Here is a 24,525-nt window from a genome sequence, read left to right as displayed (position 1 = left end):
CATGCCTCGGCGGGCTGTTTAGCGCCGCGGTGCACCCACCGCGTCACACATCACATTTATGACATCGGCGGCGTTGGTGAAGCGGTCGCCGGCGAACAAGCGCACCTGCTCGACCGCCTGGTAAATGAGCATTTCCAAGCCGTGCACCACCGAACCGCCCTGGGCCTGCCAGGCGGCCGCCAGCTCGCTGGGCCACGGATCGTAGGTAACGTCAAGCAGCACGCTCCCGCTGCGCTCCCCTGCTGCCTGGTCCGCCAACCGGGCAGCCAAGGGGTCCGCAGAGTGCGGCGGCAGCGTGCAGACCACCGTGCCGGCCTGCCGCACCGCGGCGGCTGCGTGGTCCCAGCCTGCTATCTGGAGCGGGAGTCCCAGGTGCTCGGCAATGGCCTGCACGTTGGCCGCCTTGGCCGGGTCGCGCAGGCACAGGGTCACGGCGGAGGGTTTCAGCTCCGCCAGCGCGGCGGCAGCAGCGGCAGCGGTGCCGCCGCCGCCCAGAATGACTGCCGGCTGGCCCTCACGGGCACCGCCGTGGCGCAGCGCGCCGACGATGCCCGCCACGTCGGTATTGTGGCCGGACAGCGTCACCCGCCCCTCGCCGTCGTACTGGGGAACCACGGTGTTGAGCACGCCCAGCAGATCCACCAGCGGGCTGGTGCGGTCCATCTGGCCAACCATCACCGCCTTCAGCGGCATGGTCACCGACAGTCCCGCCCACCCCGGCTCGGTGCGCAGCGTCCGGACGAACTGCGGAACGTGGTCCGCGGTGACGTCGATCGCCCGGTAGCTGCAATCGAAGCCAATCAGCTCATAGGCGGCCCGGTGCAGCGCGGGCGACCGGGAGTGGCCGATCGGATGCCCGAGCACGGCAGCCTGGTACCGGTGCGCAACCGGCAGCGCGCCGGCAGGTACGTCGTCGGCTGCCAGGCCGCTGTCAGCTGCCACGCCGTCGGCCGGACCGGCGATCAACTGCACCGGCCTTCTTTCTGCGTGCTGCACCACTGCTGGTATTCCTTGGTGTACGCGTTGTGCTGTTCCAGCGTCTTGGCGAACTTCGTCTCGCCGGTGTCCAGGTTGACCGTCACCCAGTAGTAGTAAGGCACGTCGGCCGGGCTGGCCGCTGCGTCGATGGCCGGCCCGCCAGGTGAGTTGATTGGTCCCGCGGGCAGTCCGGTGTGCGCGTAGGTGTTGTAGGGGTTCGACTTGTCCGCCTTTTCCTCAGGCGTGATGTCGTAACCCTTCCGGCCCAGGCCGTAGGTCACCGTGGCGTCGGACTGGATCAGGCCGTTCGTTTCGGTGTTGTCCGGCTTCAACCGGTTCTGGATCGCGCCGGCAACGGTGGGATAGTCGGCCTCGCCCGCCTCGGCTTCAATGATGCTGGCGATGGTGAGCACCCGGAACTGCTCCTGCGGATCGGAAATCCCGTCCTTGGTCAGCCGGTCCACGGTGCGGCCCACCAGTTCCGTGAGGATGTCCTTGGCGCTGGTTTCCAGCGGCCAGCGGTACTCACCCGGGAAGAGGTAGCCGTCCAGGTTGCGCGCGGCTTTTGGCAACCCGAACTGCTGCGGGTTCTTCGCCAGTTCCGCGAACTCGGAAGCCGGGATCTTCGTGCCTTCGCTGAGGACCTGGAAGACCTCTTCCTGGCGCAAGGTGCGGTTAATGGCGGTGTAGGAGACCTTCTCCCCCACGTCCTCCAACAGGATGGCGGCGGCAGCCGCGGCCGGCATCTTATGCTTCATCTGGTACTGGCCGGGCTGCACCTCGCGGCCGTCCGCCTGGCTGGCCAGTTCGCCTAGGAAAATCTCGCTGTTGGAGATGATGTCTTGCTCCACCAGCGCGCCCGCGATCACCAGCGGACCGGCGCCCTGTTCCACGGTGAAGGTCACTTGCCCCTCGCCGGGGCCGGCATAGTCGTCGGGACCGCCGCCCATGCCCAAGAGGTTCTGCAGGAACAGCACCACGCCGACCAAACCCGCGGCGAAGACCGCGAAAACCACCAGCATGATGGTGTTGCGCCGGCGGCGGGCGCGCTTCTTGGTGCGGACCGGGCGCTTCGGGCCTGCGGGCGGTTCGTCCTCGAAAAAGTCCAGCCGGCCGTCGTGGTAGATCTGGCCGTCGTCCGCGTAGCTCTGGCCGTCCGCGTAGCCCTGGTCGGCGTCGGCGGTTTCCCAGCCGCGTTCCGCGGAGGCGAGAGCATATTCCGGCTCGTCTGCCGAAGAAACGGCGGCGTAGTCCGCCTCGGGTTGGGCCTCCGGCTGAGGACGACGGCGGTGCCCACCAGAGGCAGGCACATGATGTTGGATTTCGGTGGCCGGCTCCGGGTCGGTCCAGCCGGCAGCCGGTTCGTCCTCTGCTGGTGCGTCGGTGGGCCCGGGCACCACCGGCCGGCTGGCCGGATCGGGCCAGGCCTCGTCCGCGGGTGGTGGCTCTTCCCATTCAGGTACCGCGTCGTCGTCCCAGTAGGGCGGAACGGTGTCGTCAAAGCGCGGATCGGCTGCCTGGCGTCCGCGCGTGGAACGCCGGGAAGGCAGGTTGGTCCAGTCGTCGGGGTGCTTGGTCACGTTGCCGGGTCCCCGCTTCGATCATGTCCGTGCGTAATCGTCGGCTCCTCTTGGCTGGCATCCGGCGCTGGTCTGCCGGCGGGTGGTGCGACAGGTGTCCCCACGTCCTGTCCTTGGGCCCGTTGCATGTCAATGGCCTGCTGCAGGATACCTACTGCAGCTACCTGATCAACCACTCTACGATGTTGACGCGTATCCATGCCAGCATCACGCAATCCCCGGTGCGCCGAGACAGTGGTCAGGCGTTCATCAATCAGGCTGACGCTGGCCTCGGACCCAGCGGCTGCCAGCGCTGCGGCCAGCTTCCGGGCATAGCTGCGGGCCATCTCGGTGGACGCAGAGTCGCCGCCGGACAGAGTGCGCGGAAGCCCGACGAACACCTGGACAGTGCCCCGTTCGGCGGCCTCGCGCACCAGCACCCTGATGTCGCTGTCCTTCTTGGCGTCGCGCTTCAGGGTGCGTACCGGCGTGGCCAGGATCCCGTCCGGATCGCAGCTGGCCACGCCCACGCGCACCGTACCGACGTCGACACCGAGTTTGGTGCCGCGCGGATAACCGGTAGGAGACACGCTGCCGGGCCCCTAGCGGTTCGCGACCGCGGCAGCCACGGCGGCCAGTGCCTCGTCGATCTTGGCAGCGTCGGACCCGCCGCCCTGGGCGACGTCGTCCTTGCCGCCGCCGCCGCCACCCAGCACGCCGGCAGCGGTCTTGACCAGCGCACCGGCCTTCACACCGGCGGCGCGGGCTGCCTCGTTGGTCGCCACCAAGATCAGCGGCCGGCCGTTGGCAACCCCGGTCATCGCCACGGTGACCGGCTCGGAGCCCAACCGGGTCCGCAGGTCCAGGGCCAGGTTGCGCAGGTCGTCGGCACCGTTGAGGTCGCCGACGTTGTGCGCCAGCAGGCGGATGCCTGCCACGTCCTGTGCTTGGGAGACCAGCGAGGCAGCGGAGGCCGCCAGCTGTTCCTTGCGCAGCTTGTCCAGTTCCTTCTCCACCGATTTCAGCTTGGCCAGGGTGGCGGCAATCCGCTCGGGAAGCTGGGCGCCGGGGACCTTGAGCATTTCGGACAGCTCGGTCACCAGCGCGCGCTCGGCGGCCATGTGGCGGAAGGCTTCCATGCCCACGAACGCCTCTACCCGGCGGTTGCCGGAGCCCACCGAGGCCTCGCCCAGCAGCGTCAGCGAACCGATCTGCGAGGTGGCCTCCACGTGGGTGCCGCCGCAGAGTTCGCGTGACCAGGCGCCGTCGATCTCCACCACGCGCACGGTGTCCCCGTAGGCTTCGCCGAAGAGCGCCATCGCGCCCAGCTCGCGGGCCTGGGCCAGCGGCATGACGCGGGTCTGCACCTCGAAGTTGTTGCGGATGGCCAGGTTCGAAACCTCTTCGACCTCGGACTTGGCGGCGTCGGAGAGGCCCTCGCCCCAGGAGAAGTCGAAGCGGAGGTAGCCGGCCTTGTTGAAGGAGCCGCGCTGCAGCGCCTCCGGGCCAAGGATCTGGTGCAGGGCCGCATGGATGATGTGCGTACCGGAGTGCGCCTGCTCGCCGGCATGGCGGCGCTGCGCGTCCACTGCGGCCTGCACCGTGGCGCCGGCGGGCAGCTCGCCTTCGCGGACCACGGCCTTGTGCACGCTCAGGCCCTTGACCGGCTTCTGCACGTCCAGCACCTCGACGACGAACCCGTCGCCGGTGATCAGTCCGACGTCGGCGGCCTGGCCGCCGGCCTCGGCGTAGAACGGGGTCGCGTCGAGCACCAGTTCGATTTCCTCGCCCTGGCCGGCGAAACCGCGCACTTCTCCGCCGCGGACGATGCCGCGCACGGTGGATTCGGTGTTCAATTCGTCGTAGCCGGTGAAAACGGTCTCGCCCTCGGCCAGCATCTCGCGGAAGACTGTCACGTCGGCGTGGCCCAGTTTCTTGCCGCGGGCATCGGCCTGGGCACGCTGGCGCTGCTCGGCCATCAGCGTGCGGAAGCCGGCTTCGTCCACCTGCAGGCCCGCTTCCTCGGCCATTTCCAAGGTGAGGTCGATCGGGAAGCCGTAGGTGTCGTGCAGGGCGAAGGCGTCCTCGCCGGAAATCGGCTTGGACGCGGCCTTCGATTCCTTCACGGCCTCTTCCAACCGGGCGGTGCCGGAGGCAATCGTGCGCAGGAAGGCCTTCTCTTCGGCATAGGCAATCCGGCTGATCCGCTCGAAGTCGTCCGCCACCGCCGGGTAGGTGCCCTTCATGGCGTCACGCGAGACCGGCAGCAGGTCAGGCAGGCAGGCCTTTTCCACGCCGAGCAGGCGCATGGCGCGCACGGCGCGGCGGATCAAGCGGCGCAGCACATAGCCGCGGCCCTCGTTGGAGGGAGTCACGCCATCGGAGATCAGCATCAGCGCGGAGCGGATATGGTCGGCGACCACGCGCAGCCGCACATCGTCCGTGTGGTGCGGATCGTCGTCGGACTCGGCACTGGTGTATTCCTTGCCGGAAATCTCCGCGGCCTTGTCCAGCACGGGGCGGACCTGGTCCGTCTCGTACATGTTCTCCACGCCCTGCAGGATCATCGCGAGGCGTTCCATACCCAGACCGGTGTCGATGTTCTTCTGCGGCAATTCGCCCAGGATCTCGAAGTCTTCCTTGCCGATGCCGGCGCCGCGCTGGTACTGCATGAAGACCAGGTTCCAGATTTCGATGTAGCGGGTCTCGTCGGCGATCGGGCCGCCTTCGATCCCGTATTCCGGGCCGCGGTCGTAGAAGATTTCCGAGCACGGGCCGGCGGGACCGGGCTGGCCGGTGGACCAGTAGTTGTCCTTCTTGCCGGACTTCTGGATCCGGTCGGCCGGGACGCCCACCTGGTCGCGCCAGATGGCGAGGGCTTCCTCGTCCTCTTCGTAGACGGTGATCCAGAGCTTCTCCGGCGGCAGGCCGTAGCCGCCCTGCTCCACCGGGCTGGTCAGCAGTTCCCAGGCCATGGCGATGGCCTGCTCCTTGAAGTAGTCACCAAAGGAGAAGTTGCCGCACATCTGGAAGAACGTGCCGTGCCGGACCGTCTTGCCGACCTCTTCGATGTCAGCGGTACGGATGCACTTCTGCACACTGGTGGCGCGCGGGTACGGCGGCGTCTCGCGGGCGGTCAGATAAGGGATGAACGGCACCATGCCCGCCACGGTGAACAGCAGCGAAGGATCCGGCGACACCAGGGACGCCGAGGGGACCACGGCGTGGCCCTTTTTCTCGAAGAAGTCGAGCCAGCGGCGGACAATCTCGTGGGATTTCATGGTGCCTGTGTCTTACCTTCCAGGGTACAAACGGCCGGTGCGGGCCGGGGCGTGGCTTGAGCTGCCGTAAAAAATTTAGCGCGTGCGGACGTCGTCGGCGGAATCGATGCCCAGGGCCAGGCGCAGGTCGGTTTCGCGTTCCTGCATGCCGTCCCGGACCGCATCGGCAAAATTGGCCACCGAATCGGCCACCTGGGCCAAGGCGCGGTTCAGTCCAACCGGTCCCAGCGCTTCGCGCGTCTGGGAGAGCTTGCGGACCGCGAGCACACCGATTGCCACTCCTGCGGCCATCCAGATCATTCGCTTCATGTCGGTTCCTCTCGCGGGTTAGCGGCCGCGGCGGCGCTTGCCCTCGGGCGCGCCCTTGCCGGCGGTATTAAAGGCGCTGCGCACGCCGTAGGAGAAGGCTGCCACCTTGATCAGTGGCGAGCCAAGGGTTGCGGAGAGCAGCGACGTCAGGGCGGAAACGTTGGCCGACGCGTCCGACACGTTGTTGGAGATGCCGTCGACCTTCTTCAACTGTTCGTTGGTGGTGCTGACGGTGGTGGTCACTTCGCCAATCAACGGGGTGGTGCCGTCGCTGAGCTCGCGGATGGCCTGGCGCAGTTCATCGAACACTTTGCCGAGCTTCCACACCGGGATGGCCAGCAGGGCCACCAGCACCGCGAACACGCCCGCGGCGATCAGACCGGCGATATCTCCACCTGACATAGGGTCAAACGCTCCTCTTGTTGGTTGACTGCGTACTCCGGTCCGCGCGCAGCGCAGGCATGCCTTCTGCTGCAGGGGTCCGGCTAACGACGGCGGGGCGCACCTTGTGCAGGCGTCTTCCCGCCGCTCTCAACACCTTACCTACTGAACAGCCCGCGGCCGATGCCGCGGGCTGTTCTGCGCCGCCTCCGTGCACGGAGGCGGCATCTCGCAGGGGTGGTTCCGGTGGTTTCAGGCCCCGGAACTACTTAGCTAGCGAGCGTAGTATTCGACCACCAGCTGCTCTTCGCAGGTCACCGGAACCTCGGAGCGCTTGGGGCGGCGGACCAGGCGGGCCTGCAGCTTCTCCAGAGCGACGTCGAGGTACGCCGGAACGTTGGGGAGCACGTCGCGGTGCGCGCCGGCAGCTGCCACCTGGAACGGGGGCATCTTTTCGGAGCGCTCGTGCACGTGGATCAGCTGGCCCTCGGAAACGCGGAAGGACGGACGGTCCACGCGCTTGCCGTTGACCATGATGTGGCGGTGCACCACGAGCTGGCGGGCCTGGGCGATGGTGCGGGCGAAGCCGGCACGCAGCACCAGGGCGTCGAGACGCATTTCCAGCAGCTCGATCAGGTTTTCACCGGTCAGACCGGCGGTGTTGCGGGCTTCCTCGAAGACACGGGTCATCTGTGCTTCGCGGATGCCGTACTGGGCACGCAGACGCTGCTTCTCGCGCAGACGAACGGCGTAGTCACTGTCCTGCTTGCGGCGGGCGCGTCCGTGCTGGCCGGGGCCGTACGGACGACGCTCCATGTACTTCTCAGCCTTGGGCGTCAGGGCAATGCCAAGGGCACGCGAAATGCGGACCTTGCGGCGGGCTCGTGTGTTGTTAGCCACGATGTCCTTCCAGTTATGTGCGGTGCAATGGTTTGCTGGCCTCCAAGTCCCGGAGAGCGTTGGTCAACCGCTACCTTCAGCTACAGTCCGTCCCGGGCACACGCCTCTCCCCTTTGCTGAACTGCTTGAGGGATCGACGGCGCAAGAACGGCTTGCCAGTCAGCCAACCATTCTAGCATCTGCTGATCACCCGGCCTGCCACGTCTAGGCTGGCTGGATGCGAGCCATTCTCCAGCGCGCCAGCCGCGCCAGTGTCAGCGTCGACGGCACCGTGGTGGGCGCCCTGTCCGGCCCTGGTCTGGTGGTCCTGGTGGGCGCCACCCATTCCGACACCGCGGAAGACGCCGCGCTGCTGGCGGAGAAGATCTGGCGGCTGCGCATCCTGGACGGCGAGCTCTCCTGCGCCGATGCCGGCGCTCCGCTGCTGGTGGTCAGCCAATTCACGCTGTATGCCGACACGCGGCGCGGCCGGCGGCCGTCCTGGTCCGCGGCCGCACCAGGCGAGGTCAGTGAACCGCTGCTGGAACACTTCGTCTCGGCCCTGCGCGGCCTGGGCGCCCGTGTGGAGACCGGTGTCTTCGGCGCGATGATGGAGGTGGAACTGGTGAATTCCGGTCCGTTCACCATCAGCCTGGATACCGAAGAGTTCGCCAAACCGCGCCGCGGCTGAAGCGGGCTGCCTGCGGGAAGCGGGCGCCGCCGTCGGAAGTTGCGCCCCCGCCGTCGTTATGATCCGCGGATGATCTTGCGCAGCCGGTCCACCCGGGCCGAGATCTCCCGTTCGGCGCCGTTCGTGGTGGGTTCGTAGTAGTTCCGGCCCACCAGGTCGTCGGGTGCGTACTGCTGGCTGGCGATCCCGTGCGGGGCATCGTGCGAGTACACATAACCCTTCCCATGGCCCATGCCCTTGGCGCCGGCGTAGTGGGAGTCGCGCAGGTGCACGGGAACTCCCTGGCCGCGTCCGGCGCGCACGTCCGCCACTGCCGCGTTGATCGCCAAGTAGCAGGCCGGCGACTTCGGCGCGGTGGCGATGTGGATCACGGCCTGGGCCAGCACCAGCCGGGCTTCCGGCATGCCGATCAATTGGACGGCCTGGGCGGCGGCGACGGCCGTCTGCAACGCAGTGGGATCGGCCATCCCCACGTCCTCGGAGGCGTGGACCATGATCCGGCGCGCCACGAAGCGCGGGTCCTCCCCCGCCTCCAGCATCCGCGCCATGTAGTGCAGCGCGGCATCCACGTCGGAGCCGCGCATGGACTTGATGAAGGCACTGGTGATGTCGTAGTGCTGGTCGCCGGCCTTATCGTAGCGCAAGGCGGCGCGGTCCGTGGCGCGCTCGGCGTGGCTGAGTTCCACCCGGACCGGGGCCCCCTCTTTGCCTTCCCCGCCGGATTCTCCCCAGGCGACGCCCGCGGCGGCTTCCAGCGAAGTCAGGCCGCGGCGGGCGTCGCCGGCGGCCAGCCGGACCAGGTGTTCCAGCGCCTCGTCGCTCAGCTCAACGCGGCCGGCCAGCCCGCGCTCGTCCTGGACCGCGCGCACCAGCAGCTGCTCAATGTCGTCGGCGGTCAGCGGTTTCAGGGTCAGCAGCAGCGAACGCGACAGCAGCGGCGAGACCACCGAGAACGACGGGTTTTCCGTGGTGGCGGCGACCAGCACCACCCAGCGGTTTTCGACGCCCGGCAGCAGCGCGTCCTGCTGTGCCTTGTTGAAACGGTGGATCTCGTCCAGGAACAGCACCGTGGTGATACGGTGCAGGTCGCGGGCGGTCAGCGCCTCGTCCATCACCCGGCGCACGTCCTTCACGCCGGCGGTGATCGCGGAGAGCTCCACGAACTTGCGGCCCGGGCCGCGGGCGATCACATGCGCCAGAGTGGTCTTGCCGGTGCCGGGCGGACCCCAGAGCATGACCGACGACGGTCCCGCCGGCCCGGTGGCGGCACCGCCGGCCGCCAGCAAGCGCAGCGGCGACCCGGGCTGGAGCAGGTGCTGTTGCCCGACCACGTCATCGAGCGTGCGCGGCCGCATCCGGACCGCCAGCGGGCTGCGCGGACGCGTGGATCCGCCGTCGTCGCCAGATGCTGAACCGTGGCCTTGGCCGCCACCCTCGCCGTCGTAGTCTTCGTCGTCGCCTGCCGCTGCACTGAACAAGTCACTCACACCGTCAAGGCTATCCGCTCCGCGGCGCTGCACTGTCTCGGCTCAAAAGTCGATCCGCATCACCGCCCGGCGGGCGGTCGGGCGGCTGACTTCACGGAACCCGGCCGCGGCGAAGATGCTGTAGCTGCCAACGTAGAGTTCGCCCCACGTCATTTCCTGCCCGGGCTTCAGGATCAACGGATACCCCTCGACGGCGTGGGCGCCGTTGTCCTGCGCCCAGCCCGGCACGGCCGCGGCCAGCGCCCGGCTGATGCCACGGCGCCGGAAGCCTGTCCGGGTGACAAAGCAGACCGCGGCCCAGATGCTGCCGTCGTCCGGATCCTCCTCGCGGCCGGCCCACACCACGCGACTGTTCCGCAAGCGCCGGTAGGCCGACCGCGGTTCCACCGCGCACCAACCGGCCGGTTCGCCGTCCAGGTAGGCGACCAGGCCGCTGGTCGAAGCGGCCGCCGGATCGCCACAGGCGGTCCCGGCCAGGAGCCGGAAGGCCCGTTCCTCGACATGCTCCCCGCGCCATTGCGCCGCGGGGGTCTGGAACCACTGGCACTGACAGCGGGCTGCCTCACCGCGGACGCCCAGCACTGTCTGCAGTTCGTCCCAGGGGGCCTCACGCGCAGGCACGATCGAAACGTCGGCACCGGTGTCAGTGGTCATGCCCCCAGCAGACAACACGGCGGGCGCACACCACAAGAGGTGCGCGCCCGCCGTCGTCCGTCGGTGCCGAATGCGATGCCGGCGAGGTGCCGGGCTACATGGCCTCGGATTCCTTGGCGGCGTCCTTGGCCGGCTCCTTGGCCGCTTCCTTGGGCTGTGGCTTGGCGTCCACGCCCGCTTCCTTGCGCTGCTGCGGCGTGATCGCGGCCGGAGCGGCAGTCAGCGGATCGTAGCCGCCGCCGGTCTTCGGGAAGGCGATGACCTCGCGGATTGAATCCTCGCCAGCCAGCAGCGCCACCACGCGGTCCCAGCCGAACGCGATGCCGCCGTGCGGCGGGGCACCGTACTTGAAGCCTTCCAGCAGGAAGCCGAACTTGGTCTGTGCAGACTCTTTGTCCAGGCCCATCACCTTGAACACGCGCTCTTGCATGTCGCGCTTGTGGATACGGATCGAGCCGCCGCCGATCTCATTGCCGTTGCAGACAATGTCGTAGGCATAGGACAGCGCCGACTCCGGATCGGTGTCAAAGGTGTCCATGAACTCCGGCTTGGGCGAAGTGAAGGCGTGGTGCACGGCGGTCCATTTGCCGGATCCGACGGCCACGTCGCCGGAGGCCACGGCCGCTTCGGCCGGTTCGAACATCGGTGCATCCACGATCCAGACGAACGCCCAGTCGCCGTCGTTGATCAAGCCGGTGCGGTGGCCGATTTCCACCCGGGCGGCGCCGAGCAGAGCGCGGGAGGCGGAGCGGTCGCCGGCCGCGAAGAAGATGCAGTCACCGGGCTTGGCTCCGACGGTTCCGGCGAGGTTCTCGCGTTCGAAGTCGGTGAGGTTCTTGGCCACCGGGCCGGTGAGCTCGCCGTCTTCCTGGACCAGCACGTAGGCAAGGCCCTTGGCGCCGCGCTGCTTGGCCCATTCCTGCCAAGCGTCCAACGTGCGGCGGGCCTGCGAGGCGCCGCCGGGCATCACCACGGCGCCCACGTAAGGGGCCTGGAAGACGCGGAAGGTGGTGTCCTTAAAGAACTCGGTCAGCTCGGTCAGTTCCAGGCCGAACCGCAGGTCCGGCTTGTCCGAACCGTACTTGTTCATCGCCTCGGCGTAGGTCATCCGCGCGATCGGGGTGCTGATTTCGACGCCGATCAGCCGCCACAGGGCCTGCACGATCCGCTCGCCCAGCGCGATGATGTCGTCCTGGTCCACGAAGCTGGCCTCGATGTCCAGCTGGGTGAATTCCGGCTGGCGGTCGGCGCGGAAGTCCTCGTCGCGGTAGCAACGGGCAATCTGATAGTACTTCTCGAAGCCGCCCACCTGCAGCAGTTGCTTGAACAACTGCGGGGACTGAGGCAGCGCGTACCAGGAGCCGGGGGCCAGGCGTGCCGGCACCAGGAAGTCGCGGGCGCCTTCCGGCGTCGAGCGGGTCAGCGTCGGGGTTTCGATCTCCACGAATCCGTCGGCGTGCAGCAGTTCGCGTGCCACCCGGTTGACCTCCGAGCGCAGCCGCAGCGCCTTCGACGGGCCGGGCCGGCGCAGGTCCAGGTAGCGGTGCTTGAGGCGGGCCTCCTCGCCCACCTCCACGTGCTCGTCCACCTGGAACGGCAGCGGGTCGGCGGTATTGAGGACGACGACGTCCTCCGCGATGACTTCTACCTCACCGCTGGCAAGGGCAGGGTTCTCGTTGCCCTCCGGACGCTTCTCCACAGTGCCTTTGATTTGCAGCACATATTCGTTGCGCAGCGCATGGAAGACATCCTCTTCGCGGACCACCACCTGGGCCACGCCGGAAGCATCGCGCAGATCCAGGAAGGCCACACCACCGTGGTCGCGGCGGCGGGCCACCCAGCCGGCGAGAGTAACGGTTTGTCCGATGTGCTCGGCCCTGAGGGTGCCGAGGTCGTGTGTGCGCAGCACAACAGTCCTTCCGGTAGAACGAATTGCTCAGCTGTCCGCCCGCTGTTGTTTACCTGAAGCGGCGGCGGCGTACGGCTATGGTTAGTGGAGACCTACACGAGTTTACCGTTGATCACGCGGCGTCCCGGACCCGGACTCCGGCCAAACCGCACCAGCGGCCCGACGGGCCGGAGACCCGGCGGGCCCGCAGCAAGGAGCTGTGGCATCTGTGAGTAGTGAATCATCGCTGGAACGCCGTCTGGGCGGAGTGGACGCCACCACAGTGGGTGTTGGCTCAATGATCGGCGCGGGCGTCTTCGTCGTCTTCACCCCCGCGGCCGCTGCCGCCGGCCCATGGCTGCCGCTCGCGCTGGCTATTGCCGGCTTCGTGGCTTACTGCAATGCCAGCGCCACGGCGCAACTGGCCGCCCTCTATCCCACCAGCGGCGGCGCCTATGTCTACGGCCGCAAGCGGCTGGGCGAATGGCCCGGCTTCCTGGCCGGCTGGAGCTTCGTCACCGGCAAGATCGCCTCCTGCGCGGCCATGGCGCTCACCTTCGGCATCTATGTTTTTCCTGACTACGCCACCGCCGCCGCCGTGGCCGCGGTAGTGGTGCTGACGTCGGTCAACCTGATGGGCATCACCAGGACCGCCTGGGTGACCCGCTGGATTGTGGCCTTCGTGGTCGCCGTTCTGGTCTTCGTGGTCGTGGTGGCGTTCGACGCCGATCCCATCGGTTCCCCGGCAACGGAGACCGCACTGTCCCCGTACGGGGTTCTGCAGGCAGCGGGGCTGTTCTTCTTCGCGTTCGCCGGCTACGCAAGGATTGCGACCATGGGCGAAGAAATCCGCGAACCCAAGAAGCTGATTCCGCTGGCCATCTTCTCCGCCCTGCTGATCACCCTCGTGCTCTACGTGCTGATCGGCCTGGGCCTGCTGCGCTACCTCGGACCGGAATTGTTGGCGATGACCGAAGCCCCGCTGCACTCAGTGATGGAGGAAGTCGGCGGCGGCGTGGGCACTACGGCCATTTCCCTGGCCGCGGCCCTGGCCAGCCTGGGCGCGCTGCTGGCGTTGATCGCCGGCGTCGGCCGGACCACCTTTGCCATGGCCCGGGAGGGCGACCTGCCCGGGGTCTTCACCAAGGTGGGCACGCGCTTCAAGGTTCCGTGGGCAGCGGAAGTGGTGGTCGCCGTCGTCGTGATCTTCCTGCTCCTCACCCAGGACGTGCTGGCCGTAGTGGGCTTCTCCAGCTTTGGCGTGCTGATCTACTACAGCATCGCCAATGCCGCGGCGCTGACCTTGGACGAGCGACCGTGGCATGCGCCGAAGCTCCTGAATGTGGCCGGGCTGGTCGGTTGCCTGCTGCTGGCATTCACGCTGCCGGTTACCTCGGTGGTGCTGATGGTGGCGGTCCTCGCCGTCGGCGTGATCGCGCGCGCCGCCCTAACGCCGGTGCGCCGCCGGCCCGCCAGGTAAACCGCGGACAGCGCACCGTCGCCGCCCGCCCGCGGCGCGGAACTCCAGCCGAGGCTGCCCCAGGATGTAACTGGGCATGCGCACCATAAAGTTATTGGTTCGCAACGCCCCGTCTCTCCCCCGCGCGCTTTCCGCGTTTAGCGTGGGACAAACGTTGTTACATCACAGGCGGGGGCATGATGCGCACTTTGGCCAAACTGACAGCTGGTGCTGTGGTCATGCTGGCCTTGGCCGGCTGCGGCAGCCATCCGAGGTACGGAATATCCGCTCTCGATGCTCCGGCCGTGCCGGCGGACCATTTCTCCGGCAGCGCCAACTTGCGCATCAAGTCGGACAGTGCGCGGTTGCTGGTAGAAGAGAACGACTACGCGTTCTATGCCGGACTGCCAGATGACCCGGCAGATGGCGGCAGCGTGTGCCTGATCGTCCACCGGCTGGGTGGAGAGGACATGTCTGCCAGCTGCGGCGGCAACGTCAGCCTAGGCACTGTCGAAGTGGGAAGTTTTGGCCTGAAGGCCAAGCTGACCGTGGATGGATATGACGCGAGCCGGGAACTGGCCGAAGGCTGGCGACAGCTGCACCAGAACTTGCTGGTGCGCGGGCTGTAGCAAACCGGGCGGTTGACCGATGCCGGAGGCGTCCGGAGTCAGTGGGCCGCGGCGGTGACCTGCGGGACCAAGTCTTCGACCGGCGGGGCCCAGCTGGCAGGATCGGCAGCGGTCTGGTCGCCGGAGCGGATGTCTTTCACCTCGTGGCTCAGGCTGCCGTCCTCGGCGACCGAGGTGAACCAGACAAACGGGATGCCGCGGCGGTCGGCGTATTTGATCTGCTTGCCGAATTTGTCCGCCTTGGCGGCCACTTCCACGCTGATGCCGCGTTGGCGAAGCTGGCCGGCCACGTCCTGAGCCTGCGACCAGCTGTCCTCATTCGCCAAGGTGACCAGGACCGCCGTCGGGACATGCCGCGACGCGGTGGCGAACTCCTGGCTGAGGATCCGCATCACCAGCCGGGTCACGCCAATGGACAGCCCGACGCCGGGGAAGGTGCGGTTGCCCTTGGTGGCCAGCGCGTCATAGCGGCCGCCGGAGCAGATGGAACCGAGCTGTTCGTGACCCACCAGCACGGTCTCGTAGACGGTGCCGGTGTAGTAATCCAGCCCGCGGGCGATGCTCAGGTCGGCCATCACCTTGCCGGGGGCCCGCCGGTGCGCCTCGCCGATGACTTCCTCCAGCTCGGCCAGGCCGGTCTCCAGCAGTTCGTGCTGAACGCCAAGGGCCCGCACTTGCTCCACGAAGGATGTGTCCTCGGTGCGGATGGAAGCGAGCTTCAGCGCAGCCTGCGCTTGTTCGTCGGTGGCCCCGAGTTCTTCCTGCAGCAGCGCGGCGACCTTTTCCGGGCCGATCTTCTCCAGCTTGTCGATGCTTCGCAGCACACCCGCGGTATCGGTGAGGCCGATGCCGCGGTAGAAACCCTCGGCGAGCTTGCGGTTGTTGACACGCAGCTTGAAGTCCGGGATGGGCAGGGCGCTGAGCGCCTCGACGATCACCAGCGCCAGTTCCACGTCGTAGCGGAACGGCAGCTCGCCGTCGCCCACCACGTCGATGTCCGCCTGGGTGAACTCGCGGGCGCGGCCCTCCTGCGGGCGCTCCCCACGCCAGACCTTCTGGATCTGGTAACGGCGGAACGGGAAGGCCAAATGGCCGGCGTTCTCCACCACATAGCGTGCAAACGGCACGGTGAGATCGAAATGCAGGGCCAGTTTGTCGTCGCTCTTGCCCTCGGCTTCCTCGGCCTGCAGCCGGTGCAGGCCGTAGACCTCTTTGTCGATCTCGCCCTTGCGCAGCAGTTGGGCCACGGTTTCGACGGCGCGCGTCTCAATGGAGGAGAAGCCGTGCAGCTCAAAGGTCCGGCGCAGGGAATCCAGCACATGAAGTTCCACGAGCCTCTCCTGCGGAAGCCATTCCGGGAAGCCTGACAGCGAGGCCTTGCGTGCCATACGGACGTATCTCCTAGTAGATGAGGGGTGAAGAAGGGCCGGTCGTTTGAAGCCGGCGACCGCGCAGCAGCACTGAATCGCTAAACTGGCTGCTGGACCATTTTAAGGCCTGCAGCGGCAGCGGAACCAAACCGCACTGCCGGGCGCGGGCCCGCGGGCGGGGCAAACCCAGTCAGCGTAGACCAGGAGGAGCATTGGCACGGAATAGTCCGGACCGCGAAGCCCGGCGGCGTATTGCCCGGATGGAAGCCAAGCGCGACCTGCGCCGGCAGCAATTGGCGCGGCGCAAACGGGACAACATTGTCGCCGGTGTGGCCACCGCAGCCTTGGTAGCCGGTGCCGTGGCCGTCCAGCTCACCGTCTTCGCCGCAAACCCCACTCCGTCCCAAATGGAACAAGTTCGTCAAGGCCTCGAAGACCCCGCAGCCGTGCCCTCGCCGGCGTCCTCCGCCAACGCTGCCCACATTCCCTCGCCCGAGGTCGCAGCGGGCAAGGTGTTCACCGGCACGATCGCTACCAATGAAGGCGACATCGGCGTGGAATTGGATGGGAAGGCCGCTCCCCAGGCGACGGCGGCCTTCAGCACCTTGGCGAAGGACGGGTTCTTCGAGGGCAAGACCTGCCACCGGCTCACCACGGCCACCAGCATGGGCGTGCTCCAGTGCGGTTCGGTGGACGGCGCCGGCAGCGGCGATCCCGAGTACCAGTGGGGACCGGTGGAGAACACACCGGAGGACGGCATCTACCCGGCGGGCACCATCGCCGTCGCCCGCGGCGCGAGCACCTACAGCAACGGGACACAATTCTTCATTGCGTGGAAAGATTCGACGATCCCGCAGGATACCGGCGGCTACACGATTATGGGTAAGGTAACCGAAGGGCTGGACGTGATCGAGCGGATTGCGGCCGGCGGCGTTGAGGATGCCACTAGCCAGGACGGCCCGCCTAAAATACCGGTAACAATAAAATCGTTCACCATCCAGTGAGCCCATCACCACGACGGTGCCGCAGCAAAAGGCGGTCCCGGACACAAGCGAAAGAGTTCTAGCGGTGACACCTAGTCAACAATCCGACGAAACAGCTCAGACCACCGAGACCGAACAGGCCGTGGCCACTTCGGATTCTGCTGAGCAGACTCCGGCTGAGCAGACTCCGGTTGAGGCCGAGCAGGCCCCGGCTGAGCAGACCGAGCAGGCACCGGTAGAACAGGCGCCGGCAGAACAGGCTCCGGTCGAGCAGGCGCCGGTCGAGCAGGCACCGGCTGAGGCTGAGCAGGCACCGGCAGAACAGGCGCCGGTCGAGCAGGCGCCGGCTGAGCAGACCGAGCAGGCTCCAGTCGAGCAGGCGCCGGCTGCTGCCGAAGCCTCCGCCGCTGCCCCGAGCCCGGCCGCCAAGCCGACCCCGAAGCCCATGCCCGGACCGAAGCCGTCGCCGGCTGCCATGCCCGGAAAGAGCGCTGGCGCTACTACGGCACAGCAAGTGATCCCGGCTCCAGCAGTCGCCTCCACACCGTTGTCCGAGGCGTCCAAATGGGCCCGGGTAACCGACGACGGCCACGTGTTCCTGCTGATCGACGGCCAGGAACACCCGGTCGGGCAGTATCCGGACACCAGCAAAGACGAGGCACTGGCCTACTTTGTTCGCAAGTACGACGACGTTGCAGCCCAGGCCGCTCTGCTGGAACAGCGCGTGGAAGCCAAGGCTCCGTCTACTGATATGCACAAGACGCTGAATCATCTGAAGGCCCAGACGGCCGAGCGCCACATGGTGGGCGACATCCCCGCGCTGGAGGCCCGGCTGGAGGCACTGGGCACTGCCATCAGCGACTTGCAGAAGGCCGAGAAGGCCGGGCAGGAGGCCCAGCGGGCCGCTGAACTGGCTGCCCGGGAGGCCATCGTCGCCGAGGCCGAGGAGATTGCCGGCAAGGAACCGTCGTCGGTGCAGTGGAAAACCAGCAGCGCGCGCATGAACGAGCTCTTCGACGCTTGGAAGTCCGCCCAGAAGAACGGCGTCCGGCTGGGGCGCAGCACCGAAGACGCATTGTGGAAGCGGTTCCGCTCCGCCCGCACGGTCTTCGACCGGCACCGCCGCGCCTTCTTCAGCCAGCTCGACAGCGAGAATGCCGCGGCCAAGGCGGCCAAGGAAGCCTTGATCGCGCGTGCTGAAGAGCTGTCCAGCTCTACTGACTGGGGCCACACCGCCGCCGAGTACCGCAAGCTGATGGACGAATGGAAGGCTTCCAAGCGCGCCAGCCGCAAGGATGATGACGCCCTCTGGACTAGGTTCCGTGCAGCCCAGGACAAGTTCTTCGCTGCGCGTCAGTCCGCCAATGAGGCGATCGATCAGGAGTTCTCCGCAAACCTGGCGGTCAAGGAGGCGCTGGTAGCCGAGGCGCAGGCGCTGCTGCCCGTGACCGATCTGGCCGCGGCCAAGAAGTCCCTGCAGTCGATCCGCGATCGCTGGGAGGAAGCCGGGAAGGTTCCCCGCGGCGACATGCAGCGGATCGACGCCGGCCTGCGCAAGGTTGAGGATGCAGTCAGGTCTGCCGAGGACGACCACTGGCGCCGGACGAACCCGGAAACCAAAGCCCGCACCAACAGTGCGCTGTCCCAACTCGAGTCCGCCATTGCCGGACTTGAGGACGACTTGGCACAGGCCGAACGGGCCGGAGACCAGCGACGGATCAGCGCGGCACGCGAGGCGCTGGATGCCCGCCGCCAATGGCTGGACACCCTTAAGCGCTCTGCAGAAGACTTTTCCTAGCAGCTAAGCCCTACACAGCCGGAGGGGCCGGGCACGCTTTCCACAAAGCGCTCCCGGCCCCTTCGGCTGCATGGGGCCGTTTGGCATGCTGGCTGGCATGGTCCCTCACCCTCCCCAATTCTCGACGGCTGCAGCATTGGGTCCGCAGACGCCGCCAGCAGTCCTGCGACCCGGGCACCCGTTCAGTCTCAGCGAACTCGAGTGCATGCGGCTCGATGGCCTGTTGGTCAACGTCTACGGCACGGGGTTTGCGCTGCCCTGGGACCAGATCACGCCCCGGCACCGCGCGGCGGCCGCGTTCTTCAGCCTGCCAGAGCAGGTCCGCCGGAGGGTGGTGTTGGGGAGGTTGACGGCGGCGTGGGTTTACGGCTGCGCCCCGGAACCCCAGAAGCTCTCGGTCCTGCTGGATCACCGGCACCGGGCAACCTCGCAGGGCCGCTATCGCCAGGCCCAGATCCATGAAGTGACGCTGGGCCCCTTGGATACCGTGACAATCGGCGGCGTGCCGGTCAGCACTCCGTTGAGGACCGCTCTTGACGTAGCATTGCACGCTCCAGAACCGGATGCGGTCCGCGTCTTGAGCGCGCTGGCCAGGGCCAAGGGACTCGGCTGCCGCCTGGACGTTATCCGGCAGGCGATCGAGGCCAGGCCCAGATTGCCGGGCAAAGCCCGGGCGCTGGAGCGAATCGGCGCAGCGATGGGCGCGGAGCCGTAGCCCGAGCGTCCCTCCCAGCGATGGGCGCGGAGCCGTAGCCGTCATGCGCCTGTTGAACAGCCTTCGCAGCCGCGGCCGGACCGTCCTGCCCTGCGCGGGCTGCTTCCCCCCTGCGCGGGCTGCTTCCGGGCAACTGCTGCCCGGAAATGGATCAGCGGCGCTGGGAGCCCGAGGTGCGGTAGACGTCGTACACGCCATCGATGCGCCGGACAGCACTAAGCACGTGGCTCAGGTACTTCGGGTCGCCCATCTCGAAAGAGAACCGCGAAATTGCCAGCCGGTCGCTTGAAGTGTGCACGGTCGCGGACAGGATGTTGACATGGTTCTCGGCCAGCACGCGGGTGACATCGGACAGCAGGCTCTTACGATCCAAGGCCTCCACCTGAATCTCCACCAAGAACACGCTGGACTGGGTGGGCGCCCACGCGACGTTGACGATCCGGTCGGGGCTTTCCCGCAGCTCGGCCACGTTGCGGCAGTCGGAACGGTGCACCGAGACACCCGAACCCCGAGTAACGAACCCGACGATCGGGTCCGGCGGAACCGGAGTGCAACACCGGGCCAGCTTGACCCAGACATCGCCCACGCCCACAACAGTGACGCCGGAGTCCGGATGCTTCGGCCGCTTGACCCCAGTCGAGATGGCGGGTTCGGTTTCCTCGACAGCTTCCTGTCCGCCCAGCAGGCCAACCAGGTGCTCGATGACGTTCTGCGCGGAGGTATGACCGTCGCCCACCGCTGCGTACAGCGCGGATACATCGGCGTGGTGGAGCTCCTGCGCAACCGACATCAACGCGTCGTGCGTCATCATCTTCTGCAGCGGCAGGTTCTGCTTCCGCATGGCGCGGGTGAGATGCTCCTTGCCCTTTTCGATCGCCTCTTCGCGGCGTTCCTTGGTGAACCACTGCCGGATCTTGTTCCGGGCCCGCGGGCTCTTGACGAAGCCCTGCCAGTCCTGGCTCGGGCCGGCCCCCTCCGCCTTGGAGGTGAAAATCTCCACCCAGTCGCCGTGATTGAGCTCGCTGTTGAGCGGTACCAGTTTGCCGTTGACGCGGGCACCGATGGTGCGGTGGCCCACCTCGGTGTGCACCGCGTAGGCGAAGTCCACCGGCGTCGATCCGGCCGGCAGCGCCATCACCTCGCCCTTGGGTGTGAAGACGAAGACTTCCTTGGCGTTGATCTCAAACCGGAGGGAGTCCAGGAACTCGGCCGGATCACTGGTTTCCTGCTGCCAGTCGATCAGGCTCCGGAGCCAACCCATATCTCCGCCGTCGGCTGTGCCGCCGCGGGCGATGTCCTTGTACTTCCAGTGCGCAGCAACACCGTACTCGGCACGACGGTGCATCTCGTGGGTGCGGATCTGGATCTCCACCGGCTTGCCACCCGGACCGATCACCGTGGTGTGCAGCGATTGGTACATATTGAACTTGGGCATGGCGATGTAGTCTTTGAACCGGCCGGGCAGCGGGTTCCACCGCGAATGCAGGGCGCCCAGCGCTGCATAGCAGTCCCGGACCGTGTCCACCAGCACGCGGATGCCCATCAGGTCGTGGATGTCGTCGAAGTCCTTACCCCGCACAATCATCTTCTGATAGATGGAGTAATAGTGCTTCGGCCGGCCCGTGATCGTGGCCTTGATCTTTACCGCGCGCAGGTCATCGCCGATCTTGGTGCGCAGCGTGGTCAGGTACTTCTCGCGTTCGGGGGTGCGCTCCCCCACCATTCGCACGATTTCCTCGTACACCTTGGGATGCAGGGCTGCGAACGAGAGATCTTCCAACTCCCACTTGATGGTGTTCATGCCCAGCCGGTGGGCCAGCGGCGCAAAAATCTCCAAGGTCTCGCGGGCCTTCTTAGCCGAAGACTCCGGGGACACGAAACGCCAGGTACGGGCATTATGCAGGCGGTCGGCCAGTTTGATCACCAGGACGCGGATGTCCTTGGCCATCGCCACAACCATCTTGCGTACTGTCTCCGACTGCGCCGCGTCACCGAACTGCACCTTGTCCAGCTTGGTGACACCGTCGACCAGCATGGCAACTTCTGGCCCGAACTCCCTCTTCAAATTCTCGAGGGTGTACTCCGTATCCTCGACCGTGTCGTGGAGCAGCGCTGCGGCCAGAGTCGTGCCGGTCATGCCCAGTTCGGCCAGGATGGTGGCTACCGCCACCGGGTGAGTGATGTAAGGGTCGCCGCTTTTGCGCTTCTGCCCGCGGTGGCTGCGCTCGGCCACAACGAAGGCCCGCTGAATCAGATCGAAGTCCTCGCGGGGGTTGTTCGCCCGCACGGTGCGCAGCAGCGGCTCAAGGATGGGCGAATAGCCGGAACCTCCCCTGCCGGCCAACCGGGCCAGTCGGGACATGGTGCGTTCCCGGCGGCCCGGGAAGGCATGGCGGACCGGCGCAGTGGCCGGAGCATCCTTGGCCGCAGGCATCACAGAGGAACCAGGATCCGGCTTGGCGCCGCTATCACTGGCTTGCTCGGTCGACCTGAGGTTCTCGGCCAATCCTGCCCACCTTTCCGACTTGTCCTGGAGCTGCCGCTGGCGCCGGTTATTCCGGCCGTCAGTCGAGGCACCAACTCAACGGGGTTCCGCAAGGTCCAGTCTATGCCCGCTACTACAGCCCCGGCATCCGGAGCGACGTCGGACGGCGACGGCCCCCGGAGCCGTAGGCAGCGACGGCACCAGGAGCCGCGTCAGACGGTGACGACCCGCAGGAGCCGTGTCAGACAGTGACGGCTTCGTTCCGGCGTCGTTCTTCCACCCGCTGGGCCTGCTTGACCAGCGCCGGTTCCTTTGCCCGGATCCGTGCGTACATCGGTGCCGCGATGAAGATGGTGGTGGCGGCGCCGATGATGATGCCGATGAACAGAGCCAGCGACAGGTCCTTCAGCGTTCCGGCGCCCAACACGAACGCGCCGATGAACAGGATGGCGGCCACGGGCAGGACGGCCACAACCGAGGTGTTGATGGACCGGACCAGGGTCTGGTTCACGGCGAGATTGACCTCTTCCGCGAAAGTCCTCCTGGTGGACGTGTCCAAGTCCTTGGTGTTCTCACGGATCTTGTCGAAGACCACCACGGTGTCGTACAGCGAGTAGCCCAGAATGGTCAGGAAGCCGATAATCGCCGAGGGCGTCACCTCAAAGTCGCTGAGCGAGTAGATGCCGGCGGTCACGACCAGCACCACCACAAGCCCGCTGAGCGCGGAGACCGACATCTTCCAGGTCCGGAAGTACAGCGCCATCATGAAGGCCGCCAGCACAACGAACACCACTAGGCCCCAGAGCGCCTGCCGGGTCACGTCTGCGCCCCAGGTGGGACCAACGTACGAGGAGGTCACTTCGTTGGCTTGCACGCCGTAAGCGCCAACCAATGCGTCGCGCAATTGAAGAGTCTGGTCGTCGTTCAGCCGTTCGGTCTGGATCCGCATGGTGCCCGGCGCAATGTTGGTCACCTGGGGGTCGGCCTCCGAGGCGACCTTGGCGACGGCAGCCTCGCCGGGCCCGGCGTCGGTGTTCTGAACGTTGGAAACGGTGAACTCGGAACCGCCGCGGAAGTCGATGCCCAGGTTGAAGCCACCCTTGACGAACGGCACCACGATGGACAGGAGAATGGCGACGACGGCGATGCCAAACCAGATCTTGTATTTGCCGACGAAGTCATAGGAGCGCCTGCCGGTGTAGAGGTCGTTACCCCACTTAGCAAAATTGGCCATTAGTTGCTCTCCTTGTTGGCGCCGCGGCCTGCACCGCTGGTCGCCTGCTGCCTCTCGGCCGCGCGGCGTTCGGCAATGGTCTGGCGGCGGCCCGCTTCGGCGGCCGCCGCGGTGTTCTTGGCACGGACCGGCACTTTGCGTTCGTCCGGCTGGCGGATACGCCCGGCCCCCCGGTACAGCGGCACCGCGCCCAGCAACCGGGGATCAAGGCCGGAGAACCGGTGACCCTCACCGAAGAACTTGGTCTTGGCCAGCAGCACCATGGTCGGGTGGGTGAAGAGGAAGACCACCAGAAGGTCGGCCACCGCGGTCAGGCCCAGCGTGAAGGCGAAACCTCGCACGTTGCCCACTGCCACGAAGTACAGCACGACGGCGGCCAGCAGGTTCACTGCCTTAGAGGCCAATACGGTCTGCCGTGCACGCTTCCAGCCGTTGTCCACCGCGGACACCAGGCCTCGGCCCTCGCGCAACTCATCGCGGATACGTTCGAAGTAGACGATGAACGAGTCGGCTGTCTGGCCGATTGCCACGATCAGGCCGGCCACGCCGGCCAGTGAAAGGCGGTAGTTCTCCGTCCAGCCCAATATCGCAATCGCCAGATAGGTGATGAGACCCGCCACTACCAGTGAGGCGATCGTGACGAAGCCGAGCGCCCGGTATTGGAAGATTGAATAGCCAGCGACCAGGACCAGGCCGATGACGCCGGCGATCAGGCCCATCCGCAGCTGGTCGGCGCCGAGCGTGGCGGAAATCTGCTGCTCACTCTGGATCTCGAAGCTGATCGGCAGCGCGCCGTACTTCAGCTGTTCGGAAAGGCCGCGCGCAGATTCTTCGGTGAAGTTGCCGGTGATCTGCGGTTTGCCATCCGGGATGACGGCGTTGGTCTGCGGTGCGGAAATCACCTTTCCGTCCAGCACAATAGCGAACTGGTTCCGGGCGCCGGAGAGTCCGAACAGACGCTCGGTGACGGCCTTGAAGGTCCGGGTTCCTTCGCCATTAAACTCGATGTTGACTGCCCACTGGTTCAGCGTCTGTCCCTGCTGGCCGCGGGTTTGGCCGAAGCTGGAGCCGGAGATGTCGGTGCCAGGTACTTCCACCGGACCCAAGATGTACTTCATTCCAGTATCCGGTTCACAGGCAACCACCGGCTTGGCCGGGTCTGCAGGCTGGGCCTCCTTTTCCGCAGCGGCCGGGCTAAGGCAGTCGAGCGCCTCAAATTCCTGGTAAAGCTTGGGCGTGATCCAATTCGGGTCGCTGGCGTTCTCCGGCTTGGCCGTCGGTTTCGGAATATCCTTCGCCGGTGTCCGTTCTGCTTCGGGAACAGCTGCACCCGTGGCAGAGGTCAGGACAGGGCGGAATTCCATGTCGGCCGACGCCTGGATCAATTCCCGGGTGCGCTGATCCGGAATGCCGGGCAGGCTGACCACCACATTGCGCCCGGACTGCGTGGTGATCTCCGCTTCTGCCACGCCGGAGCCGTCGACGCGCTGGCGAATGATTTCCACGGCCTGGTTGAGTTGATCGCCGGTGATCTCACCCCCGGCGCCCTGGACCTTCGGGGCCAGGATCATCTGGGTGCCGCCCTCAAGGTCGAGCGCCAGCTTCGGCGCCCAGCTCGCTTGGTTGGTGAAGACACCGCTGCCGAGGATGACGGTACCGGCGGCAAGCAGCACACCGAGCCATATAAGTGTCCGCCGAGCAATGCTGGTGGAACCGGATCGTGCCATGGAAGATCTTTCTCTCAT

General features: G+C 66.7%; 20 protein-coding genes. 6 read left to right on the top strand and 14 right to left on the bottom strand.

What is annotated here, in order from left to right:
• Positions 1 to 18 precede the first annotated feature (18 nt).
• From AC5RW2_RS04320 to rpsD, 7 genes are all read right to left on the bottom strand, one after another.
• Positions 19 to 924, bottom strand: coding sequence for a shikimate dehydrogenase (locus AC5RW2_RS04320; protein WP_493962293.1), 906 nt, complete (start codon positions 922 to 924; stop codon positions 19 to 21).
• A gap of 38 nt (positions 925 to 962) precedes the next feature.
• Entirely contained in the window at positions 963 to 2,558 is a 1,596-nt protein-coding gene (gene mltG, locus AC5RW2_RS04315; RefSeq protein WP_493962126.1) for an endolytic transglycosylase MltG, read from the bottom strand.
• Entirely contained in the window at positions 2,555 to 3,127 is a 573-nt protein-coding gene (gene ruvX / locus AC5RW2_RS04310) for a Holliday junction resolvase RuvX (protein WP_493962127.1), read from the bottom strand. Before ruvX ends, mltG begins: the two co-directional genes overlap by 4 nt.
• 12 nt (positions 3,128 to 3,139) lie before the next feature.
• Positions 3,140 to 5,818: an alanine--tRNA ligase gene (gene alaS / locus AC5RW2_RS04305; protein WP_493950571.1), complete on the bottom strand. Its 2,679-nt coding sequence runs from the start codon at positions 5,816 to 5,818 to the stop codon at positions 3,140 to 3,142.
• Positions 5,819 to 5,893: 75 nt separating this feature from the next.
• Positions 5,894 to 6,127 carry a DUF6167 family protein gene (locus AC5RW2_RS04300; protein WP_493950572.1) on the bottom strand — a complete coding sequence of 78 codons (234 nt, stop codon included), beginning with the start codon at positions 6,125 to 6,127 and terminating at the stop codon, positions 5,894 to 5,896.
• An 18-nt stretch (positions 6,128 to 6,145) separates the two neighbouring features.
• Positions 6,146 to 6,529 carry a DUF948 domain-containing protein gene (locus AC5RW2_RS04295; protein WP_493941708.1) on the bottom strand — a complete coding sequence of 128 codons (384 nt, stop codon included), beginning with the start codon at positions 6,527 to 6,529 and terminating at the stop codon, positions 6,146 to 6,148.
• Between the two features lie 252 nt (positions 6,530 to 6,781).
• Complete coding sequence (rpsD, locus tag AC5RW2_RS04290) at positions 6,782 to 7,408, bottom strand: 30S ribosomal protein S4 (protein WP_136785369.1); 627 nt, start codon at positions 7,406 to 7,408, stop codon at positions 6,782 to 6,784.
• Positions 7,409 to 7,625: 217 nt separating this feature from the next.
• Here rpsD and dtd point away from each other — a divergent pair, with 217 nt between their 5' ends.
• Positions 7,626 to 8,078 (top strand): D-aminoacyl-tRNA deacylase, encoded by a 453-nt coding sequence (gene dtd / locus AC5RW2_RS04285; RefSeq protein ID WP_493962128.1) that lies wholly within the window; start codon positions 7,626 to 7,628, stop codon positions 8,076 to 8,078.
• Between the two features lie 56 nt (positions 8,079 to 8,134).
• Here the strand turns inward: dtd and AC5RW2_RS04280 are convergent, their stop codons facing one another.
• From AC5RW2_RS04280 to aspS, 3 genes are all read right to left on the bottom strand, one after another.
• Complete coding sequence (locus AC5RW2_RS04280; protein WP_493962129.1) at positions 8,135 to 9,565, bottom strand: replication-associated recombination protein A; 1,431 nt, start codon at positions 9,563 to 9,565, stop codon at positions 8,135 to 8,137.
• A gap of 42 nt (positions 9,566 to 9,607) precedes the next feature.
• On the bottom strand, positions 9,608 to 10,219 hold the full coding sequence (locus AC5RW2_RS04275) for a GNAT family N-acetyltransferase (RefSeq protein WP_493962130.1): 612 nt from the start codon (positions 10,217 to 10,219) through the stop codon (positions 9,608 to 9,610).
• A gap of 94 nt (positions 10,220 to 10,313) precedes the next feature.
• A complete protein-coding gene (gene aspS / locus AC5RW2_RS04270; protein WP_493962131.1) occupies positions 10,314 to 12,128 on the bottom strand; it encodes an aspartate--tRNA ligase in 1,815 nt (604 codons plus the stop codon).
• A gap of 208 nt (positions 12,129 to 12,336) precedes the next feature.
• Here aspS and AC5RW2_RS04265 point away from each other — a divergent pair, with 208 nt between their 5' ends.
• Together AC5RW2_RS04265 and AC5RW2_RS04260 are read left to right on the top strand one after the other, a co-directional pair.
• Entirely contained in the window at positions 12,337 to 13,587 is a 1,251-nt protein-coding gene (locus AC5RW2_RS04265; protein WP_493950577.1) for an APC family permease, read from the top strand.
• 176 nt (positions 13,588 to 13,763) lie between these two features.
• Positions 13,764 to 14,195 carry a hypothetical protein gene (locus AC5RW2_RS04260; RefSeq protein WP_493950578.1) on the top strand — a complete coding sequence of 144 codons (432 nt, stop codon included), beginning with the start codon at positions 13,764 to 13,766 and terminating at the stop codon, positions 14,193 to 14,195.
• Positions 14,196 to 14,233: 38 nt separating this feature from the next.
• Here the strand turns inward: AC5RW2_RS04260 and hisS are convergent, their stop codons facing one another.
• Complete coding sequence (gene hisS / locus AC5RW2_RS04255; RefSeq protein WP_493950579.1) at positions 14,234 to 15,583, bottom strand: histidine--tRNA ligase; 1,350 nt, start codon at positions 15,581 to 15,583, stop codon at positions 14,234 to 14,236.
• Positions 15,584 to 15,777: 194 nt separating this feature from the next.
• On the opposite strand from hisS, the gene AC5RW2_RS04250 reads away from it, so the two are divergent.
• From AC5RW2_RS04250 to AC5RW2_RS04240, 3 genes are all read left to right on the top strand, one after another.
• The gene (locus AC5RW2_RS04250) at positions 15,778 to 16,569 is read left to right on the top strand and encodes a peptidylprolyl isomerase (RefSeq protein WP_493962132.1); all 792 of its coding nucleotides are present in this window, start codon (positions 15,778 to 15,780) and stop codon (positions 16,567 to 16,569) included.
• A gap of 64 nt (positions 16,570 to 16,633) precedes the next feature.
• Positions 16,634 to 18,346 (top strand): DUF349 domain-containing protein, encoded by a 1,713-nt coding sequence (locus AC5RW2_RS04245; RefSeq protein ID WP_493962133.1) that lies wholly within the window; start codon positions 16,634 to 16,636, stop codon positions 18,344 to 18,346.
• A gap of 205 nt (positions 18,347 to 18,551) precedes the next feature.
• Entirely contained in the window at positions 18,552 to 19,061 is a 510-nt protein-coding gene (locus AC5RW2_RS04240) for a type IV toxin-antitoxin system AbiEi family antitoxin (RefSeq protein ID WP_494073700.1), read from the top strand.
• 151 nt (positions 19,062 to 19,212) lie between these two features.
• Here AC5RW2_RS04240 and AC5RW2_RS04235 read toward each other — a convergent pair whose 3' ends face one another.
• The 3 genes from AC5RW2_RS04235 to secD all read right to left on the bottom strand — a co-directional run bounded on the left by AC5RW2_RS04235 (position 19,213) and on the right by secD (position 24,507).
• A complete protein-coding gene (locus AC5RW2_RS04235; protein ID WP_493950709.1) occupies positions 19,213 to 21,495 on the bottom strand; it encodes a RelA/SpoT family protein in 2,283 nt (760 codons plus the stop codon).
• A 292-nt stretch (positions 21,496 to 21,787) separates the two neighbouring features.
• Positions 21,788 to 22,780: a protein translocase subunit SecF gene (gene secF / locus AC5RW2_RS04230; RefSeq protein WP_493962135.1), complete on the bottom strand. Its 993-nt coding sequence runs from the start codon at positions 22,778 to 22,780 to the stop codon at positions 21,788 to 21,790.
• Positions 22,780 to 24,507 carry a protein translocase subunit SecD gene (gene secD / locus AC5RW2_RS04225; protein ID WP_493950584.1) on the bottom strand — a complete coding sequence of 576 codons (1,728 nt, stop codon included), beginning with the start codon at positions 24,505 to 24,507 and terminating at the stop codon, positions 22,780 to 22,782. Before secD ends, secF begins: the two co-directional genes overlap by 1 nt.
• Positions 24,508 to 24,525 lie beyond the last annotated feature (18 nt).

Source organism: Arthrobacter sp. B0316-1-20, assembly GCF_059091865.1.
Note: the sequence above shows the minus strand (reverse complement) of the source record. Positions and strands in the feature narration are given on the sequence as shown.

What these genes read in the sequence shown, in the direction of transcription:
- alaS (WP_493950571.1), bottom strand. Translation starts at nt 5,818, where the DNA reads ATGAAATCCCACGAGATTGTCCGCCGCTGGCTCGACTTCTTCGAGAAA.
- AC5RW2_RS04300 (WP_493950572.1), bottom strand. Translation starts at nt 6,127, where the DNA reads ATGAAGCGAATGATCTGGATGGCCGCAGGAGTGGCAATCGGTGTGCTC.
- AC5RW2_RS04295 (WP_493941708.1), bottom strand. Translation starts at nt 6,529, where the DNA reads ATGTCAGGTGGAGATATCGCCGGTCTGATCGCCGCGGGCGTGTTCGCG.
- dtd (WP_493962128.1), top strand. Translation starts at nt 7,626, where the DNA reads ATGCGAGCCATTCTCCAGCGCGCCAGCCGCGCCAGTGTCAGCGTCGAC.
- AC5RW2_RS04275 (WP_493962130.1), bottom strand. Translation starts at nt 10,219, where the DNA reads ATGACCACTGACACCGGTGCCGACGTTTCGATCGTGCCTGCGCGTGAG.
- AC5RW2_RS04260 (WP_493950578.1), top strand. Translation starts at nt 13,764, where the DNA reads ATGATGCGCACTTTGGCCAAACTGACAGCTGGTGCTGTGGTCATGCTG.
- hisS (WP_493950579.1), bottom strand. Translation starts at nt 15,583, where the DNA reads ATGGCACGCAAGGCCTCGCTGTCAGGCTTCCCGGAATGGCTTCCGCAG.
- AC5RW2_RS04240 (WP_494073700.1), top strand. Translation starts at nt 18,552, where the DNA reads ATGCGGCTCGATGGCCTGTTGGTCAACGTCTACGGCACGGGGTTTGCG.
- AC5RW2_RS04235 (WP_493950709.1), bottom strand. Translation starts at nt 21,495, where the DNA reads ATGCCTGCGGCCAAGGATGCTCCGGCCACTGCGCCGGTCCGCCATGCC.
- secF (WP_493962135.1), bottom strand. Translation starts at nt 22,780, where the DNA reads ATGGCCAATTTTGCTAAGTGGGGTAACGACCTCTACACCGGCAGGCGC.
- secD (WP_493950584.1), bottom strand. Translation starts at nt 24,507, where the DNA reads ATGGCACGATCCGGTTCCACCAGCATTGCTCGGCGGACACTTATATGG.